Source organism: Spirochaeta isovalerica (genome assembly GCF_014207565.1).
GTDB classification, from domain to species: Bacteria; Spirochaetota; Spirochaetia; order DSM-2461; family DSM-2461; genus Spirochaeta_F; species Spirochaeta_F isovalerica.
The window spans coordinates 768,852-783,647 of sequence record NZ_JACHGJ010000001.1; the positions used below are offsets into that span (position 1 = coordinate 768,852).

13 protein-coding genes and 1 tRNA gene are annotated in these 14,796 nt (G+C 45.1%); all 14 read right to left on the reverse strand.

The annotated features are described in order from the left end of the window. The 14 genes from HNR50_RS03255 to nadB all read right to left on the reverse strand — a co-directional run bounded on the left by HNR50_RS03255 (position 1) and on the right by nadB (position 14,792). Positions 1-366, reverse strand: a complete 366-nt coding sequence (locus HNR50_RS03255) for a response regulator (protein ID WP_184743667.1) — start codon at positions 364-366, stop codon at positions 1-3. A gap of 29 nt (positions 367-395) precedes the next feature. After that, positions 396-1,478, reverse strand: coding sequence for a protein-glutamate methylesterase/protein-glutamine glutaminase (locus HNR50_RS03260; RefSeq protein WP_184743670.1), 1,083 nt, complete (start codon positions 1,476-1,478; stop codon positions 396-398). A gap of 13 nt (positions 1,479-1,491) precedes the next feature. Beyond that, positions 1,492-3,609, reverse strand: a complete 2,118-nt coding sequence (locus HNR50_RS03265; protein ID WP_184743673.1) for a chemotaxis protein CheA — start codon at positions 3,607-3,609, stop codon at positions 1,492-1,494. A 2-nt stretch (positions 3,610-3,611) separates the two neighbouring features. Then, positions 3,612-3,938, reverse strand: a complete 327-nt coding sequence (locus tag HNR50_RS03270; protein ID WP_184743676.1) for an STAS domain-containing protein — start codon at positions 3,936-3,938, stop codon at positions 3,612-3,614. Positions 3,939-4,027: 89 nt separating this feature from the next. After that, positions 4,028-5,833, reverse strand: a complete 1,806-nt coding sequence (locus tag HNR50_RS03275) for a S1C family serine protease (protein ID WP_184743679.1) — start codon at positions 5,831-5,833, stop codon at positions 4,028-4,030. A gap of 8 nt (positions 5,834-5,841) precedes the next feature. Continuing rightward, positions 5,842-7,458 (reverse strand): hypothetical protein, encoded by a 1,617-nt coding sequence (locus tag HNR50_RS03280; RefSeq protein WP_184743682.1) that lies wholly within the window; start codon positions 7,456-7,458, stop codon positions 5,842-5,844. A 6-nt stretch (positions 7,459-7,464) separates the two neighbouring features. Beyond that, positions 7,465-9,321, reverse strand: coding sequence for an ATP-dependent zinc metalloprotease FtsH (gene ftsH, locus HNR50_RS03285; RefSeq protein WP_184743684.1), 1,857 nt, complete (start codon positions 9,319-9,321; stop codon positions 7,465-7,467). A gap of 25 nt (positions 9,322-9,346) precedes the next feature. Then, on the reverse strand, positions 9,347-10,717 hold the full coding sequence (gene tilS / locus HNR50_RS03290; protein WP_184743687.1) for a tRNA lysidine(34) synthetase TilS: 1,371 nt from the start codon (positions 10,715-10,717) through the stop codon (positions 9,347-9,349). Next, entirely contained in the window at positions 10,689-11,267 is a 579-nt protein-coding gene (gene pth / locus HNR50_RS03295; RefSeq protein WP_184744461.1) for an aminoacyl-tRNA hydrolase, read from the reverse strand. The genes tilS and pth overlap by 29 nt, the downstream gene beginning before the upstream one ends. A gap of 3 nt (positions 11,268-11,270) precedes the next feature. Next, a complete protein-coding gene (locus HNR50_RS03300) occupies positions 11,271-11,879 on the reverse strand; it encodes a 50S ribosomal protein L25 (protein ID WP_184743690.1) in 609 nt (202 codons plus the stop codon). A gap of 40 nt (positions 11,880-11,919) precedes the next feature. After that, positions 11,920-11,991: transfer RNA gene (locus HNR50_RS03305), tRNA-Gln, on the reverse strand. Positions 11,992-12,004: 13 nt separating this feature from the next. After that, a complete protein-coding gene (gene spoVG / locus HNR50_RS03310; RefSeq protein ID WP_184743692.1) occupies positions 12,005-12,286 on the reverse strand; it encodes a septation regulator SpoVG in 282 nt (93 codons plus the stop codon). A 30-nt stretch (positions 12,287-12,316) separates the two neighbouring features. Then, entirely contained in the window at positions 12,317-13,210 is an 894-nt protein-coding gene (gene ispE / locus HNR50_RS03315; RefSeq protein WP_184743695.1) for a 4-(cytidine 5'-diphospho)-2-C-methyl-D-erythritol kinase, read from the reverse strand. Next, positions 13,203-14,792 (reverse strand): L-aspartate oxidase, encoded by a 1,590-nt coding sequence (nadB, locus tag HNR50_RS03320; RefSeq protein WP_184743700.1) that lies wholly within the window; start codon positions 14,790-14,792, stop codon positions 13,203-13,205. The genes ispE and nadB overlap by 8 nt, the downstream gene beginning before the upstream one ends. Positions 14,793-14,796: the final 4 nt, after the last annotated feature.

Sequence of the window (14,796 nt, forward strand, 5' to 3'; positions counted from 1 at the left end):
TCAACCCAGCAGTTTTTTGACAACAGCCAGAAGCTTATCAGAAGTAAAGGGTTTCACAATCCATCCTGTAGCTCCGGCGGCCTTCCCTTCTTCCATCTTGGAGGACTGGGATTCCGTTGTCAGTATAATTATGGGAATGAAGCGGAATTCCGAAAGTTCCCGGATTTTAGAAACCATCGTTATGCCATCCATATTAGGCATATTGACATCGGAAACAACCATATCGACCGCTGATCCTTTTATTTTTTCCAGACCTTCAGCACCATCAGCGGCTTCTATTGTTTCATAGCCTTCCTGCTGCAGAACGAATGTTACACTCTGTCTGATAGCTGCTGAATCATCTACTACCAATATTTTTTTTGCCACTTCAATCTCCTTAATCAGGTAAAAAATTATTATCTAGCAGCCTTTAAAGCCGCAGCCGCAATCTGTTCCAAAGGGATGATCAGGTCAACACACCCTCTTTTGATCGCTTCATTGGGCATTCCGAAAACAACACAACTGTTCTCGTCCTGAGCAATATTGTAGGCGCCGTTCTCCTTCATTTCCTTCATTCCCCTGGCTCCGTCGTCTCCCATACCGGTCATGATAATACCGACGGCGTTTTTTCCGACGAAACGCGAAGCAGATCTGAAAAGGACATCGACCGACGGTCGGTGGCGGCATACCAGAGGACCGTCCTTAACCTCAACATAATATCTTGCACCGCTTCTTTTTATGAGACAGTGCTTATTACCGGGAGCGATGAGAGCCCTCCCTCTGATAACTGAATCGTTATCCGCCGCTTCTTTGATCTCAAGGTCGCAAATACTGTTGAGACGCTGTGCAAATGCCTTGGTGAAATTTTCCGGCATATGCTGAACGATGACGATCCCCGGAGCATCAATAGGCATTTCTTCCAGAAAGACCTTCAGAGCTTCCGTACCGCCTGTGGAAGCCCCGACAACAATGATTTTTTCCGTTGTATCGATATGGGAAGGACCGGCAGCTCTGGGCAGAACAACATCCGCCGACAGCTTCGGCTGCACTTCTCTACGAACAACAGCGGGCTTTGGAGCACCTTTTTTAATTCTGGCTATCGCGGCAGCTTTCACTGCATCAACCAGCCTTACTTTTGAATCTTCAAGAAACTGCTTTGTGCCCATTTTGGGTTTCTGAATAATATCCACCGCTCCGTATTCGAGAGCATTGAGGGCGTTGTCCGATCCATCCTCGCTTTTACTGGAACAAATTATAACCGGAATCGGGTTTTCGGACATTATTTTTTTCAGAAATGTCAGTCCATCCATTCTGGGCATTTCAATATCGAGGGTTATGACATCGGGCTTATCCGATTCAAGCCTTTTCAAGGCAATAAGTGGATCGGCAGCGACGCCGACGACTTCAATATTCCGATCTTCTTCAAAAATCTGTTTCAGAGTCTGTCTGACAACCGCAGAATCGTCGACGATAAGAACTTTAATTTTGGCCGGGCTCATACAAACTCCTCCTTCAGGTAAGAAGCTTCTCTTCTTTTTGGACGATTTGAGTAATCTTCAATACATCCAGTATCAGAGCTATGGAACCATCACCGAGAATTGTTCCACCCGACAACCCCTCTACATCTTTATATATGGACCCGAGGGTTTTAATTACTGTCTGATAATCACCAATGACTTCATCGACAATAAAACCGATTCTGTGATCATGGGTATTTACAACAATCAACTGCTCTATTTCCGGCGGCTTGCCCTGAATATCAAAGAATTCGCGTAAACGTATGAACGGAAGGATTTCTCCTCTTACACTGGCGATATTCTGTTTTCCGTTTTCCTGTTCATCCTGAATATGTTCAACGCACTCCTCAACGACTGACAGGGGAAAGACGTAGAATTCCTCATCGATCTGAACAAGCAATCCTTCGATGATAGCCAGAGTGAGCGGCAGCTTCAGCTCTATGGCTGTCCCTTTTCCCCCTTCACTGCTGATGGAGACCTGACCGCCAAGCGTTTCAATTTCCTTACGGACTACATCCATACCAACGCCCCTGCCGGAGACCTTGGTAATGGCAGAACTGGTTGAGAATCCCGGAGCAAATATCATTTTAAATAATTCACCTTCAGGAAGTTCCTCATCAGCCAGCATCAGCCCCTTATCAATGGCCTTCCGCCTGATCTTTGAAGCATCAAGCCCCGCCCCGTCATCAGCGACGGTGATAAGAACATTGGCGCCCGAGTGTCTTGCCGAAAGCGTAATGGTACCGCCGGCCGATTTGCCTGCCTCAATCCTCTCTTCGGGAGATTCTATACCGTGATCAATGGAATTGCGGATAAGGTGTATCAGGGGATCATTGAGCTTTTCGATAACAGTTTTATCCAGTTCTGTTTCGCCTCCCACCGTGACCAGAGAGATACCCTTACCCAGATCAGCCGAAAGATCCCGCACGAGCCGTTTGAATTTACTGAAAGTAGTGCCGATGGGGAGCATTCTCATGCTCATGGAGTTATCTCTCAACTCAGCTGTAAGCCGCTCCAGCTGTTCCGCAATGGAGATGATAGAGGCATCCTGTTTATGGGAAGCCAGTTCGGATAAATGCGCCTGAACGGTCACCATTTCTCCGACAAGATCCACAAGTTCATCCAGCTTGCCGGAATCGACACGGACACTCCCGCTGGTTGTAATGGCTTTTTTCTTTTCCATGAGTCGATTGATCTGCTGCTGCTCTTCCAGAGCCGAATCGAGCTGAGGTTTCGTGACCAGCTTATTCTCCACAAGCACTTCCCCGACTCTTTTACGCCCTGTCAGGACTTCATTGATATCTTCGCTTTTTACAACACCACGGTCGACCAGGATCTCACCGATCTTTTTACCGCTCTCATCGAGGCTGTCAGAAATAATATTAATCCTGACTTCCGCAGAGCTTTCCACGAAAATGAACACATCGCGGACTTCTTCCTCCGGCGTCGTCGTAGATAGTATTATCTCCCAGGAGGTATAGTTGAATTCCGGATTGATTTCCGAAAGTGGCGGGATCTCCTCTTTGACTGCAAGAATGGAGATCTCTCCCAGCTCTCTCAGTTCGGCAAGGAGGAGAAGAGGATTGGTCCCGGAAAGGAAAATGTTGTTTTCTGGACAGAATATGATTCTGTAGGTAATGAGTTCATCTGATTGATAGGATGGAGATTCACTCTCTTTTTCATCAGGTTTTAATGGAACTTCGGGAGCTGATTGAGGCTCCTCTTCGAAAGTATCTCTGTTTTGGTTTCGCACTTCGGCTTTAAATTCCCCGAGAAGAGTCTGAACTTCTTCATCCAGCTTCCTGGACGGATCTTCGAGCATGATCCGGATATAGTCTCTAGACGTCAATGTCATGTCTATCAGCTCTTTTGTCACTACCAGTTTCCCGGCACGGAGAAGATCCATTATATTCTCAACTTCATGAGTAAAGAGAGAAATATCATCGAAACCGAACATGGCTGCCGACCCTTTGATCGTATGCATGATTCTGAAAACTGAAGAGATGGTCTCGGGATTGTCAGGCTCTTCTTCAAGCCTTAACAGCGAATCTTCAAGTTCTGTCAGCAACTCAAAAGCTTCTTCTCTGAACGCTTCTTTAAATTGATCAACCATAACTATGCCCCTTCACCGGTTAACTGCTTGAAAAGCATGGCACCGCCATCGTATAGATTTCTGTCAAATCCGGCCAGTTTAACAGCAGAAATAAAATCATCGGGAATATCTCCGCTAAGAGAAAGTTCCTTACCTTTTTTTTCCGCTTCCAGGCCGGCGGCGTGGAGCAATTGGAGGAAGGAAAGATCGACCTTTTCTACTTTGGATAGGTTTATGAGGATTTTTTCTTTTTTACTCTTAAGTGCCTGGAGCAAGGATTCTTTAACAGATTGGGCTTTTTCGATTGTTTGAGAGCCTTCAAATGTCAAGACCTGAATATTCTCTGCCATACATACCTCCGAAGTGGTTCGTTACAGGTCGCTGTAACCCTACAGTTAATTATAAGTATAATGGTTGATAAATCAAACAGGAGATAACTCTATATAAAAAACCCTTTATTCAGATATGTCCCGATCTGGACGGCTGATTCTATGAACCCGGCTTTGCGGCTTTTCATCAGGATTTGCATAAGCAGGATATTGCTTTTTTCGGGATTCTCCCATTTTCTGAGCAGAACGGAATCTCCCGCAGCCAATCCGGCTTCATCAGCCGTAGTCCCGGGATACACTTTCAAAAGATTATATAGAACATTTTTATTACCTGTTCCGCGAACCCGTTCTGCATCCATTCCGAATAAAGGAACCAGAAGATTATCGAAGGCATCACGATCCAAAGCTTCCTTCATCGGATTTTCCGGCCGCTGATCCAGCGACGCGACTGCTGACCGGTTTCCTTCACCTGTCATCCATTCAATCCGCACAAGCGTACCTGTATCTTTTTTTAAAAAGAACCTCTGCAGCTCGGTTATCTTCTGATATTTTTTCCCATCCACCGATTCAATGACATCTCCCTGTTTCAATCCGATCTGGCGGGCGGGAGAACCGGGGGTAACATAAAGAACTTCAAGCTTGCCGGACCGTTCGAACAGAGCAGCTCCCAGCCAGGAATGGATGACTTCTCCCCCGGTATAGAGATCGGCTAGAATATCTTTAACATCCGAAACGGGAATGGCAAAATTCACTCCTTCAAACTGTTCGATTCCGGCAAACACCAGACCGATAACATCCCCGGAAGGATGAAGAAGCGGACCGCCGCTATTGCCCGGATTTATCGGCACGTCAATCTGTAAAGTATCGCCAATGCTCTGAAGCTGTCTGTTCAAAGTGGAGACAGAACCGGAAGTAAGAGTATTCTTCAACCCTCCCGGCGATCCGATAGCGTAGATTTTATCACCCGGTGCAGGATCGTAATCACGGGCAAATGAAAAAATATACTGCGGATCAACTTCGCATTTTATCAAAGCCACATCCAGTTCTTTATCCCAACCGATAACCTTTGCGGGAATCCGCTCTTCGCTATCATCGGAGAGTTTGATGAAAAGTCTGGAATACCCTTCGTATTCAGGATCGACCTCACTGGATATGACATGATAATTGGTAAGAATATGCCCTCTTGCATCGATAAAAAAACCACTTCCGATCCCCCGGTCGGGAAAACCGATACCGTTTTCTATGCGGATACCTCTGTTGACCCATACAGTAACAGTACCTGCAGTCATATCCTGGAAATTCGGCTTCCCACTGAGGAAACGGATAGTTTGAGGATCGGCGTTCATAGATTTCTTAACATAGTAATCAAACAGATTCTGAAGAGGACCCCTTATTTCCGCCTTAATCAGCTTCTGCTCCAGTTCAACCAGAGATTCTTCATCCAGATCGTCAAAATCGAGATAATTGTAAAAAACGGCAACTGCAGCGCCATCCTCACCTTGATCGAAAAGACTCAATACATATTTGAAGCTCAGTTCCTTAAGAGACACTTCATCGATATAACTGTCTTCTCCGATAGCTTTAAATGAGTCATATATACTGATAGCTTTCCGATAGTCTTTCTCTTCCAGAGCCTGTCTGTAGGATTCTTCCATTTTGCTCAGAGCCAATGGATAAAGAGAACGGACATCTTCATATTCAGACTGATCTTCGGGAGCGGAGAGAATGTATTGCAAGGCTTTGGACGGAGCCCCTTCATCAATTAGGGAGTGAATTGTTTCGAGGTTTTTTTCTTTTAGAATTTCCTCGATCTCCATTTCGCTTAATGCGTCTTTCTCAAAAGGTCCTGGAAGAGAACTGCAACTGACAAAGAAAAAAAGAATCAGGATTGAAGAGTATGATATTTTTTTAAACATATATTTCCCTAGTTATTGCCAAACCAGAAATTTTCAAAGGAAAAGTTCCAGGAATAGAGATCATTTTGAATAAAAGAATTCTCAGATCCCGGATCACTGAAATACACTTCACCATCAGAGGATTGTATATGCTGCGCATCGGGAAGAAAATCTTCATCAAAATCCCAGCTTTTAATCTGAAGGACAGACCAGTCCTCTATATATTCCGGTTTACCATTATTATTCCAGTCTATCGCGATTCCGCTTAGTTTTCCATCTTCATAATACTCAAAAATATCGACAAAATCATCATTATTGAGATCTTTTCGTCCAGCTTGAGGCAACCATGCCGCAATATCCAGGAAATAACTGAAAGTGCCGTCACCCAGCGTGTCTTCCCTGATGCCTGCAAGCTCTCCGTTCCGGAAACTGTATTCTCTGAAAATGCTATTGCTTTCGGGAAAATACTCCACCATCAGATAAGACATGGCTACCAGATCCGATTCGCCCAGCCCCTTTTCATCAGCATACAATGACCGCTCTTCATTATACTTCCAGCTGAAGCTGTCGAGCTCTTCTATAGGGGTATACGCCGTGCCGGGATACACTTTATATGTTCTTCTTTTATTGTCTTTATAGTAATCAACGGTATCGAGGTAGGGATAATTGGAATAGGAGAATTCGAAACCGCTGCTTCCATTGTTTATATAGATATTCGAAGGCGTCCCATTATCGAATTTTACTGATAAATCCGTGATATTATCCTGATCGGGATCGCTGAGATAGGTTATGAGAGAACCGGTTACAGTTACTATTTCGTCGGAAATCCCGTCAAAATTGTAATCTCCGAAATAGACACCATCTGTCAGGTTGTCGGTTCCGTAGGAACGGATCATAAGATTCCGGCTGTTATTAATAGCGTCATCTTCCTCGCGGCTACCGCTTTCCAGGGCAAAAAAACCTGTTTCTCCGAAAATTTCTTTATAGAGTGAAAGAAGCTCATTTTTATGAGAACCGGAGTCATCAAGAATCAGCTGCTGAAAAACAACTTCATCATTGTCATCATACTCAATCCTGTGAAGGGCCATGCGAAGCTTTTCCCTGTAATCGTTCTGCCTGTCAGATCGCATGAGATACAAAAGAGCTTTCAGTTTATAGGGGTTTTTCATATAGACTTCAGCTGCCAGATTCCGGCTGTAATCAATCATTCCCCTCCTGAAAGCAGCATCGGAAACCTTTAAAAGGATTTCCTGATCTTTCTCAAAGATATCCTTCTTCTCTTCGAAGAAATCCAGAACGTCTTTATAGGATGATGTAATATTGAGAAGATTGAGGTACCTGGTGTACAAATCATAATAATAATCCGTGTAGACTTCAGTCAAATCTATACTTTTGCGGTACAGCTCAATGGATTTTAAACGATCCCCCTGCTCCTCTCTTAAAATTCCGGCCAGATACCAGGTCTCGGGTATAAGAGATGAGAAAACCATAGCGCGGGAAACATATTCATCGGCCAGAGAGAGATTTCCTCTGTCATAAAAATAAAAGGCCTCGTTTGTATATAGTTCTGCAAGCTCCCGGTCGACTTCTCCATACAGAAAAGCAGTCGCGGCGAGAAGCAGGAGACAGAAAATTGTTTTCTTCAAAACGGTTTACTTCTCTCCATTTAAAGGTATTTCGAGCAGTTCTCTAATTTCCTTATCGTCAAGAGTTTCCTTCTCCAGAAGTATTTCCGTTAATCTTTCCAGTTCATCGCGATGCTTTTTGAGTAAAGTCCTGACTTCATCAAGAGAGCTTTGCAGAATTCTTTTTATTTCCCGGTCTATCAATGAAGCCGTTTGATCGGAATAATCCTTGTGCTGGGCGATTTCTTTTCCGATAAAGATCGGTTCATCATTCTGTCCATAGGAAACAGGTCCCAGTTCCGCGCTCATACCCCAATCGCAAACCATTTTCCTTGCCAGATCCGTCGCCTGCTCCAAATCGTTCTGGGCTCCCGATGATGTTTCGCCATAGATCAGCTCTTCAGCTGCAAATCCTCCGTAACAGATTTTTATTCTGTCATAAATCCAGCCGCTACTTCGGGAATATTTATCCTCTTCCGGCAGAGAGAATGTAACACCGAGTGCCCGTCCTCTCGGAATAATGGTAACTTTATGGATAGGATCGGCATTTTTCAGATAATAGTGCAGGAGAGCGTGTCCAGCTTCATGGTAGGCGGTCATTTTTCTTTCCGCATCGGAGAAAACTCTCGACGTTCTGGCTACTCCCATCAGGACTTTATCACTCGCCTCTTCAAAATCCACCATTTCAACCAGCTCTTTTTTTCTTCTTGCCGCAAAAAGAGCCGCTTCATTGACGATATTGGCTATATCGGCGCCTGATGACCCGGGAGTGGCTCTTGCGATAATGTTCAAATCAACAGAATCACCGAGATTGATTTTGCGGGAGTGTATTTTCAGAATCGCTTCCCGTTCTTTCACATCGGGAAGATCGACAACCACCTGCCTGTCAAAACGACCCGGTCTCAGGAGCGCCGGATCGAGAACATCGGGCCTGTTCGTCGCCGCGATAATGATAACCCCTTCCTGAGTATCGAAACCGTCCATTTCTACAAGAAGCTGATTGAGAGTCTGCTCCCTTTCGTCATGACCGCCCCCATAGCCGGCGCCTCTGGTTCTCCCTACAGCATCAATTTCATCAATGAACAGAATACAGGGCGCGTTCTTCCGGCCCGTTTCAAAAAGGTCGCGCACTCTGCTGGCACCTACCCCGACAAACATCTCGACGAAATCGGAACCGGACATATGGAAAAAAGCGACTCCCGCTTCTCCGGCAACAGCTTTCGCCAGCAGCGTTTTGCCCGTACCGGGACTCCCTACGAGCAATACGCCTTTCGGGATTTTTGCACCGATACTTGTGAATCGGGTTGGATTTTTGAGAAATTCGACAACTTCCTGAAGCTCGTATTTCGCTTCCAGTTGTCCCGCGACATCAGTGAAGGTTATGGGATTGTTATCCTTCTCATACTTACGGGCTTTGCTTTTGCCGAAGGAGAAAGCCTTTCCTCCTCCCGATCCTCCCTGAACGGACCTGAACATCCACCAGATGAAAACAAACATTAATAGCCAGGGAAGGATCTGCATGACAATTGTGCCGATTCCGATTTTCTGGGCACCTCCGGAAACCTCGACCCCCTTATCTTTGACGTCTTCCATCAATTGTTCATCGTAATAGGGAATTTTCGTTTTAAAGGAAGTAACAGCTCCGGTACGGTCTACAAAAGTGCCGAATATTTCACGCTGGTCAAGAATTTCAATTTCACGGACATTCCCCTGACCCAGCTGCTGATAAAAAAGAGAATAAGATATTTCATTTATGGTAGATGTATCGGAAAAAGAAAAAACAAAGAGGAAAAGGGTTACGAGAGAAAATAGAAAAAAGAGGGCATACTTATTGTTATTATCAAAAAAATCATTGGGATCTTTATTGTTTTTATCATCGTTCATAAGTCGGTCTCACCTCAAATTTACTTTACGTTTCTTTTCCTACCTCTAAGTATAATATATTAAATTTTTCCGGCGCATTCATTTTTTTCTTACGGTGGATGTTTCTGAAACCCGCCAGCTCTCCCAAAACGGCTACAACTCCTAGAGGATCTTCAATGACGGGAACCAGAGATCGTTCAGACATTTCGATGCCCCATTGTCTGAAAAGTTCTTTTATCTTTCGATTCCCCTGCTCAGTTTCGATGCTGTCTCCTTCTACCGCCGACCGGAAAAATACCGGAGAATTTTCTACAGTCAATAAAGGGATCCCTTCTTTAAAATGACGCCGTATCCGATACTTATTCGCAACAAAGGTCTGCTCATGGGAAATAACATGAAAATAACCACGTTCCATGCCTTCATCGACCCGCATAATCAGTCTGCCGGCCTGACATTCAATCAGAACGCCATGAGCCCGGGAATAAACTTTTCCTGAAGTCAAACTCCCCTTTAAAAAAGGATGAAAAAAGCCTGAAGGAAGACGATAGCCTTTCGTATCTCCGGGAAAAATCCGGTCGAAAAGCCTGTAAAGGATTTTTCTGCGAACGAAAGCATTGCATTCATTGAAAGACTCGATGTCCACCGAAACCTTATTATTTTCCGAAACAATAACCATCTCTTCGCTCTTTTTTTCAAAATGGCTATCAAGATCTGTAAAGAGCTTTTCCTGTTTCAGCAGCGCTTTTTCCATTCCCGGAAAAATATCTTCCAGAACAGGGACAAGTTTATTACGGACTTTGTTTCTCAGGTAATCACTTTCAGCGTTTGAGGGATCAAAACACCAATCCTGCCCGATATCATGAAGATAAGCGAGAATCTCGCTTTTCCGGATATGGATTAAAGGCCTTAGAATAGGATCATTTCTATGGGGGATTCCCTTTAAACCGGCTGTTCCGTTACCCTGGAAGAAACGGGTTATAATCGTCTCGAACTGGTCATCAAGATTATGACCCAAGAGCAGACAGGATTTGTCAAACTGCTTCAGAACAGATGAAAAATGAGAATATCGGTATTCTCTGGCAACCTCTTCAGTGCTCCTCTGTTCTAGAGAAGAAAGGGATTTAATCTTTCCAGGAGGAATTCCTTTTACAAATAAGGGGACATGATACTTTTCCGAGAGGTTTCTGACAAACTGATCTTCCCGATCGAGCTCGCTCTTCTCCCTCATGCCATGATTTACATATGCGGCTCCGATGCCTACTGATAGTTGATCACGCAGTGAAACCATAGCCCGGAACAAAGCTGTTGAATCCGGACCTCCGGATAGGGCCACCAGGCACATGGTCCCTTCTTCAATTTTATGATTTCTGAGAAAAACCAGAACTTTTTCAGGAAGGTTTTTTTCTGTTGAGCTCATTCATCACCTTATCAAGTTTATCATCGCAGATCTCGAGAACCGCTTTGGCACAGGCCCGGTATGAATCTCCGTACAAAGGCCATTCCTGCTCATCGGGATCTCCGATAACATAATCCCTGACGAGATCACGATGGCCGGGATGGCCGATCCCGATAAATATCCTCATATATTCAGAACTTTCAAGAACACCGCTGATAGATTTCAGGCCATTGTGCGCCGCAGGCGAACCTTTTAGCTTAAATTTACACCGTCCCGGAGGAAGATCGAGATTGTCGCAGAGAACCAGCAGGTTTTCTCTTTTCATTTTAAATTTTTTCAAAAGATCCGGAAATATATTTCCTGAAAGATTCATATAGGTGAGAGGTTTGACAAGAACAATTCTGTTCCCTTTGTACTCTGAATAACAGTAAAGATAAGGTTTCAAAAACCTTTTTTTGTAAGAAAGATCAAGCTCCCTGGACAGGAGCTCGACAACTTTGTAACCGACATTATGCCGGTTGTTTTCATATTTCCGGCCTGGATTACCCAGGCCGATAACTAGCAGATCCAGAAACTACTCTTCTTCTCCGGCAACAACTTCTTCTTCATCTTCTTCAGTTGAAGCTGCAGTTGTTCCCTTGGGATGATTAACAACAACGATTGTCTGGTTCTCGGAAGCCATGATTGTCACACCGCTGATACCAGCGATATCTCCAACGTGAATGGAATGTCCGACGTCGAGACCGTCGAGGTTGACTTCAATCTGTTCGGGAAGGTCTTTGGGAAGACATTCAACTTCGACTTCAGAAATTTTCTGAACGAGGATACCGCCTTCTTTCACTCCGGGAGAGTTTCCTGTAAGGACTACAGGAACGTGTGTTTTCAGTTTTTTCCCTTTTTCAATTTCGTAGAAATCGAGATGGTCAATTCTGCTTCTTACAATATCTTCCTGGAAATCTTTGATAAGAACTTCACAGGAGTCCTTACCGAAATCGAGAGTAATGATTGTATTTTCAGAAATCGTTTTGAATTTCTTGGTAAATTCTCTTTCATTTACAGTGATGTTTCTGTTGTCGTGCGCACCATAAATAACTGCAGGGATTTTTCCTTCACTTCTCATTCTACCGGCCGGTCCCTTACCGAACTCGTTACGAAGCTCAACGGAAAGAGTCTTATGCTCCATTTATTTCTCCTTAGTACCTACTAATAATACTTTTTCAGATCTTGGACGGCAGGATTCGAACCTGCGAATGCCGGGATCAAAACCCGGTGGCTTACCGCTTGCCGACGTCCAAATACATCTTTTATTTATTCATCAGCAGGAACTTCGTCCGAGTCTCCGATTTTATTGTACTCATCAAGGATCCGGTCCTGTAATACAGCCCTGAAATCCGTATTGATGGGATGAGCAACGTCTTTGTATTCACCGTTTTTTGTACGCCTGCTGGGCATAGCGATGAAAATGCCGTTCTCACCTTCGATCACCTTCACATTATGAACCACAAAGGATTCATCAAAAGTAACCGTTACATAAGCTTTCAGTTTTCCGTCAGCATTAACTTTGCGTATGCGGATGTCAGTAATATCCATCTGCTCCTCCTTCCGCTGTTTAAGTTGCAATTAACTAAATTGTAATGCAGCAACCATAGCAGTATCAAGTGGATTTGCAAATATCATTCTACCGAATGATTCTGAAAGCTTTTCCGAAGCGGAAACGCAGTCTTCCTGCCTGCTGAAAATGCCGAACATAACACTTCCGCTACCGGACATTCCTGCAAAATCAGCGTTAGAATAATAAAAAAGATTCACAATATGCTCAAGTACATTGTGCTCTTTTTTTAAACAATTAAGGAAACTATTGTGAAACTTCCACCGGGATATCTCTCCCTCTCTGTACATTTTAAGAACTTCATCCTCTGAAAGGGGGTATACGGGCTTGTGTTTCTCTCTAAACCTGGCAAGTGCATTAAATGCCTGTCCGGTATTAATGCTGAAATCCGGTACAACAAGCAGTAGAAAATAATCAGTTCGTGGCTCTATCGGCTCGAGGTATTCTCCTCTTCCCCTTACAAGGGCGGCGGGAGAGCCCAGAAAGAAGGGAACATCGCTGCCCAGAGAAGCCCCCAGATCGAATATTTCATCCCGGGGGATTGTGATACCGGAAAGAGATTCCAGCGCTCTGAGAACCGCTGCGGCATTGCCCGAGCCCCCTCCCAGACCGCCGCCCTGAGGAATGTTCTTTACGATTCTGATATGAACCGGTTCAGAATAGCCGGTTGCCCGACGGAAAAGAGTCACGGCTTTGTACATGAGATTGTCCTGAACGGGGAAATCGAATGGTCCGTCGATTGAACACGTCCCGCCATTGCTTCCTTCCCGGATTTCTATATGATCGTACAGGGAAATCATCTGAAAAACAGAAAAAAGATCATGAAAACCGTCTTCCCGTCTGTCGAAAATGTCGAGATGCAGATTTATTTTGGCCGGAGAATCGATTCGTACGATTTTACTCACGGCTCTCTCCTTTATCCGGAATATAATGACACCCCAGAGATTTCGGATTGGACAGAGCACCCCGCGTAATGATTATCGCTGTTTCAACAGCATTTCTCAGTTCAACGATTTCCCTTGTTACATAGGACTGCTTGTAGAATTTCTCTACGCGGTGCCGGAGATAGTTGAGATCGGCCAGGGCTCTTTCCAGCCTTTTCTTCGAACGCCTTATACCCACATAATTCCACATGACTGTGCGGATCGTTTCCATATCGCTGTCAATCAGGATGGAATCAAAACTCTCTTCTTTCCTGGGATATACCCAGTCAGGGATTGTTTCAATTAGAGAAGCCACGTTTCGGCGATCCTGAGCCGCGATATGCCGTGCCGCGCGCAGACCGAACACAACCCCCTCAAGAAGAGAGATAGATGCCAGACGGTTGGCTCCGTGAAGCCCTGTGCAGGCCGATTCTCCAACAGCATAGAGCCCATCGATTCCGGCTGAGCCGTCGAGATCCGTTTTTATTCCTCCGCAGAAATAGTGCGCAGCCGGGACAACAGGGATCAGATCCTCCCTGATATCGATGTCGAGTTTCCGGCACGTATCGAAAATCTGGGGGAACCGTTCATCCAGCTTGTGTTCTTTTATCTCTCTGGCATCGAGATAGACGCAATCCGATCCCGTCTCCTCCATCTCGTTGTATATGGCCCTGGAAACTTCATCGCGGGGGGCCAGATCTTTCAGCTCTTTATTATATCGGTTCATAAAGGGCTGCCGGTATCTGTTCAACAGGACAGCCCCCTCTCCCCGGAGCGATTCGGAAATGAGAAAATTCTCCGAATCCCTATGATAGAGCGTCGTAGGATGAAACTGAATATACTCGCTGTTGATAACGGAAGCTCCAGCTCTATATGCCATAGCTATTCCGTCTCCCGTTGCGCAGGACGGATTGGATGTATGCTCATACAGGGCTCCGACTCCACCGGTTGCGATAATAACTGAAGGAGCGAAAAAAGAAATGACTTTCCGTTTTTCTTCGTCGAGCACATAAGCTCCCAGGATTGAGTTCTTTCTGTACTTCTGCTGATGATCCGATGAATGATGGCAATTGGAAATGAGATCGAGAGCCATCAGAGAGGAATGGAAGCTGATATTTTCATGCTCCAGAGCTGTCGAAAGAAGACCTTTCGACAGCGCGAACCCCGTCTTATCCCTGGAATGGAGAATTCTTCTGACCGAATGAGCCGCTTCTCGAGTCAGTTCATATCCGCCCTTTTCATCTCTGGAAAAACGGACATTTACACGGTCGACAAGAAATTGCTCAACCATGGCCGGACCCTCTTCAGCAACGAGTCTGACGGCATCTCTGTTGTTTATATAGGAACCGGCCTTCAGGATGTCCTGAAAGATGAGATCCGGTGAATCATCGTAACCCGGTCCCACAATCCCGCCCTGAGCATACAGGGTATTCGATTCAGCAGGATCACTGTTTTTTGTTATCAGAGAGACTTTCAGGCCGTTGTCGGCCGCTTCGATTGCGGCGCAGAGCCCCGCGACACCTGTGCCGATGACCAGAACATCACTGTAATTTCTCAGTTCCAAACAG